This is a genomic window from Pedobacter sp. 10L46_2 (assembly GCF_056395165.1).
Genome location: NZ_JBFTIZ010000441.1, coordinates 1 through 4,240 on the forward strand (window position 1 = coordinate 1; position 4,240 = coordinate 4,240).

Annotated in this window: 6 protein-coding genes; all 6 read left to right on the forward strand. The window is 38.4% G+C overall.

The window, feature by feature from the left end:
* Nucleotides 1–43: 43 nt before the first annotated feature.
* Nucleotides 44–526, forward strand: a complete 483-nt coding sequence (locus AC1DDX_RS26450) for a hypothetical protein (RefSeq protein ID WP_172663419.1) — start codon at nucleotides 44–46, stop codon at nucleotides 524–526.
* 812 nt (nucleotides 527–1,338) lie between these two features.
* Nucleotides 1,339–1,680: a YciI family protein gene (locus AC1DDX_RS26455; protein ID WP_172663420.1), complete on the forward strand. Its 342-nt coding sequence runs from the start codon at nucleotides 1,339–1,341 to the stop codon at nucleotides 1,678–1,680.
* Nucleotides 1,680–2,390: an RNA polymerase sigma factor gene (locus AC1DDX_RS26460; protein ID WP_477622929.1), complete on the forward strand. Its 711-nt coding sequence runs from the start codon at nucleotides 1,680–1,682 to the stop codon at nucleotides 2,388–2,390. The genes AC1DDX_RS26455 and AC1DDX_RS26460 overlap by 1 nt, the downstream gene beginning before the upstream one ends.
* Nucleotides 2,390–2,920 (forward strand): DUF6596 domain-containing protein, encoded by a 531-nt coding sequence (locus AC1DDX_RS26465; protein WP_477622930.1) that lies wholly within the window; start codon nucleotides 2,390–2,392, stop codon nucleotides 2,918–2,920. Before AC1DDX_RS26460 ends, AC1DDX_RS26465 begins: the two co-directional genes overlap by 1 nt.
* 74 nt (nucleotides 2,921–2,994) lie before the next feature.
* Nucleotides 2,995–3,366, forward strand: coding sequence for a DoxX family protein (locus tag AC1DDX_RS26470; protein WP_477622931.1), 372 nt, complete (start codon nucleotides 2,995–2,997; stop codon nucleotides 3,364–3,366).
* A gap of 483 nt (nucleotides 3,367–3,849) precedes the next feature.
* A partial coding sequence (locus AC1DDX_RS26475; protein WP_477622932.1) for a hypothetical protein occupies nucleotides 3,850–4,240 on the forward strand: 391 nt, incomplete at its 3' end.

Consider the following 4,240-nt stretch of genomic DNA (forward strand, 5'->3'; position numbering starts at 1 on the left):
AAGCAACACCATATAACATCATCCTTAACGAAAACAAATTCATATGAAATTTAAAACATTGTTTTTAACGGCAGCAATTGCAGGAGCATTATCAACAGCGAGCTCCTGCTCAAATTTTGAAAGTGGAAAAAACCGTGAAAAAGGAACGCCAGTCGAATCGTCAAAGACGGCAGTACAAAAAATTTTGGCTGACAAAGAGGCTAACGAAGGCAAACGTTTCTCTATTACCGGCTATCTGAATTATTCGGCAGGAATGACGGTTTATGTTGACAGGCCCCAATCAGTATATGTAAATACAGCACCTGGGGATGAGGGAGAAACGATTACTCCCCTGGAGATGAAGTGGGCACAAAATGGTTATAACAGCGTTTTTGTTCCTGAAAATGCGGGACGTGGATCTGATAAAACGATATTTTATGACAATGAAGGCAAACCACTCACAACGAATGATAAGGTAGAAGTTTCATTTGAAGTTGGGAAAGCGTCAATTTACCCTTTTGAAGTGCGAATAGACAAAATAAAATAATACAAAATTGTGGTTTATAGGGTCTATCCGATATCAATAAATTTAACATTATTATATGCAGGTCAATTATTTTATACTCTTATTTACAGGTCTTTTCTTAATAGGCACATACATCAACTATAGGTACACTCAAAAGAAAGGGATGGTATTCACGTACAAACCTATTGCTTTAATTATTATAGCTGTTTTATTTTTGATTTCATGTTATGGAATTATTGTTGGAAAACCATTTAATGAAATTCTACCTTTTATAGGGTAAAATAATTTTGCGAATTTGTTATTTAAAGTTAACCGTTACCCACGGTGGCCTATCTCCTTTTATAAAATACTGCCAACCCGTACATTCGCCATTGTTGTGGTCTCATACCCCTATAGGTTGACAGTTTTGGAATAAAACCTATTCCAAATGAAAGGAAAGATGCTGGAGCAGTTTAGACGAGTTTAACGAAAACTGGTATTATTATTCATGTATCATAATCAATCGGTAAAAGAAATAGCCAAAAGTTATAAATTGCCGAATACTTCTATTTTGAATAATTGAATTATTGTCAGTTTAAATGCGGAAAGAGTGACCATTATGGTCGAAAAATCCAATTTAGACCGCTTAGAGATTAATCGATTAAGAAATCCTTCCAACATCAAAAAACCCTTAAAAAGACCTGCTGACATAAGGATTCCCAATACATTATAGTCCACAGTAAAAATAAATTCCCTCCTTCCCAGGTAAAAATCTCAAAATTCCTGACAGTTCTTATATATTGTTGTCCTCCTTTTGTAATTTCAATCGTCATCAGCAGAAAAAACAATTAATTATGAAAGAGTTCGCATTAATTTTCAGACTAAACAATACCACAGACTTCAAACCTTCGCCCGAACAAATGCAGGAGAGAATGAACTGGCTTGCCGGCATTGCCTCACAAAACAAACTGGCAGACAAAGGAAATACCCTTTTGCCAACGCTTGCAGGTGCCAAAACAGTCAGACCTAACAATGTGATATCGGACGGGCCTTATACCGAAATCAAGGAATTTATAAGTGGCTACATTGTGATCAGAACCGACACCATTGAAGAAGCTGTAGAAATCGCAAAATCTAATCCCATTTTCAAAATTGGCGGAAACATTGAAGTGAGAGAAGTTTTAAAACGTGATTAATGAAGCCCATCGTAAAATCGTCTGAGGAACTTTTACCGCACCTATTCCGGCAGGAATATGCTAAAATGACGGCAGTATTGTGCCGTCATTTTGGTTTAGCCCATATTGAACTGGCCGAAGATATTGCTAGTGAAACCTTTTTAAAAGCTTCGGAAAACTGGCCCATTGACGGAATACCGCAAAACCCAACGGCCTGGCTTTATACGGTTGCTAAAAACAAGCTCAAAGACTACTTTAAACACACAGCTATTTTTGAATCGCAGGTCAAAAAACAAATCATTGCATCTCCAATTTCAGACCAGCAAGATTTTGAATTCGATCCTAAAATTATAGCAGATAGCCAGCTAGCCATGATCTTTGCAGTATGCAACCCCGGTAATCCAATGGAAAATCAGATCTGTTTAGCCTTGCAAATACTCTGTGGTTTTAGTGTGGGAGAAATTGCAAATGCCTTTCTAACCAAAACCGAAACCATCAAGAAACGCCTGCTAAGGGCGAGAAACCAGCTTCGAAAAGACCATTTTCGAATCAAAGAGCTGAATGAAAAAGAAATCAGACAACGCCTGGAAACCGTATTGCGAACCTTATACCTGCTTTTTAATGAAGGGTATTTTTCAAAAACCAACAATCAGTTGATCAGAAAAGACCTTTGTTCAGAAGCCACCAGACTTGCCCTGGTGCTGACCGATAACCCGCTGACTAAAACTTAATGTGTTTTCAGAGCTCAAGACTGGAAGCAAGGACAAATCCTGAGGGAGAAGCCATTCTCTTTGAAGACCAGGACAAAAGTTTATGGGACAATGCATTGATAGAAAAGGGCAATTATTATTTAATCCATGCCTGTAGCGGGGCTGAAGTTACAAAATATCACCTGGAAGCGGGTATTGCTTATTGGCACACCACACCAACGGACCAAAAAAAATGGGAGCATATTTTACAGCTATATGATCAGCTCATCCTTATAGAAAATTCACCTGTCACTGCGTTGAACCGGCTGTTCGCGTTGGCCAAAGTCTATGGCAATGAAAAAGCGATAACTGAAGCGGAAAAAGTAAATGACAATCATAGCAATTCTTACCATGCATTGCTGGGCTATTTACATGCAGAGCGCAACATTGATACTGCTATCGAACATTATCAGCAAGCAATCAATCTGACAAAATCCGGCACAGAAAAAAAAACCTTGATAAAGGAGATTAAAAGGTTGACCAAAAAGAAAACACACAATAAGATCATCTGACCCCCTGACCTTGTCCCCATCCGGCCTGCCCGATCGTCATTAGCCCAGATTCACTTAAAACTTAAAAAATGAAAATGAAATCTTTAAACTATTGGCTATATACAGGCCTAATGTCCGCTTTTATGATCTTCGCTGCATGGTATGCCGAGACACATCAGGCAGAGTTTACCAGACGCCTGGGCTTTCCGGCTTACTTTCGGATAGAACTGACCATAGCCAAATTAATCGGTGCCTTAGTACTACTAATACCCCAGGTACCTCAAAGGATCAAAGAATGGGTATATATTGGTTTCTGCATCTGTATGGTCTCTGCTTTTATTGCAAAATGTAATAGCGGTTACGGATTTATTGGAGCCGCACAGCCTGCGTTTTCTTTGATCTTCTACCTGGCACTTATCTTGCTCCTCTATAAGCTACCCAAAAAAGAAACTATCCGGACAGCATAGGAAGCTAAGCGGGATTATTCGATAGGAGGCCACCTATATTCGTATAATGTAACCTCCTAGTACGGCCAGGTTGATCAGTCGATTTCGCTTTGAAAGGGGTAATTTTGAAAGTATTGTACATCTAAAGCACCGAACGCTTAAAAAGGGATATCATTTTCAAGTCTAATTTTACAGGATTGCATTTGCAGTTATAAAAACAGAGATGGCGGTGAGTAATTTGGTGAGTTGAATTTCCCAGGTCCACTCAGACACTAAACAAGACGGTTTTTAAGCTTAGGTACAAATTCCCCACTCTGCACCAAAAAGGTATCAGAACCGACAAAAAGCCTGCAAATCGCACGAATAGCAGGCATTTTCCTTTTTAGAACATACTATTTAGTGAAAATGCGTAATTTTATCATATGACCTTTTACAAGAAATGTGTTTTGCAGTAAACAAATCACCAATTCTGCCCACAGGATTAACGCGTCTTTAAATATCAATATGGAATCCATAACTATAAAAAGATCAACTCAGCCCTACAGAAGTCTTGTGTGGTTATTTGTGACGTTGATACCAGTTGTCTTGTTTTCCTATGCAATGTTCGAAGCCCATGGAAACAATGATCGTATTGTATTTGGAATTATTGCAATGGTCTTTTTACTTCCTGCGATCGTTGACTTTATTGCAAACAAACTGATTCGGTTAAAAGCAGCAATTATGATATCAGAGCAGGGGCTGATGTTGTCCTCCAGCAAAGGTTTATACGACAGCTTTGCTTTTCTGCAAATATTTCAGTTCCAACGCAAAAAGCTAATTCAATGGCAGAATATCACTGGATTTAGATTATTAGTTCATTATAAGTATCTTACTTCTTATCCAAACGAAGGTGAAG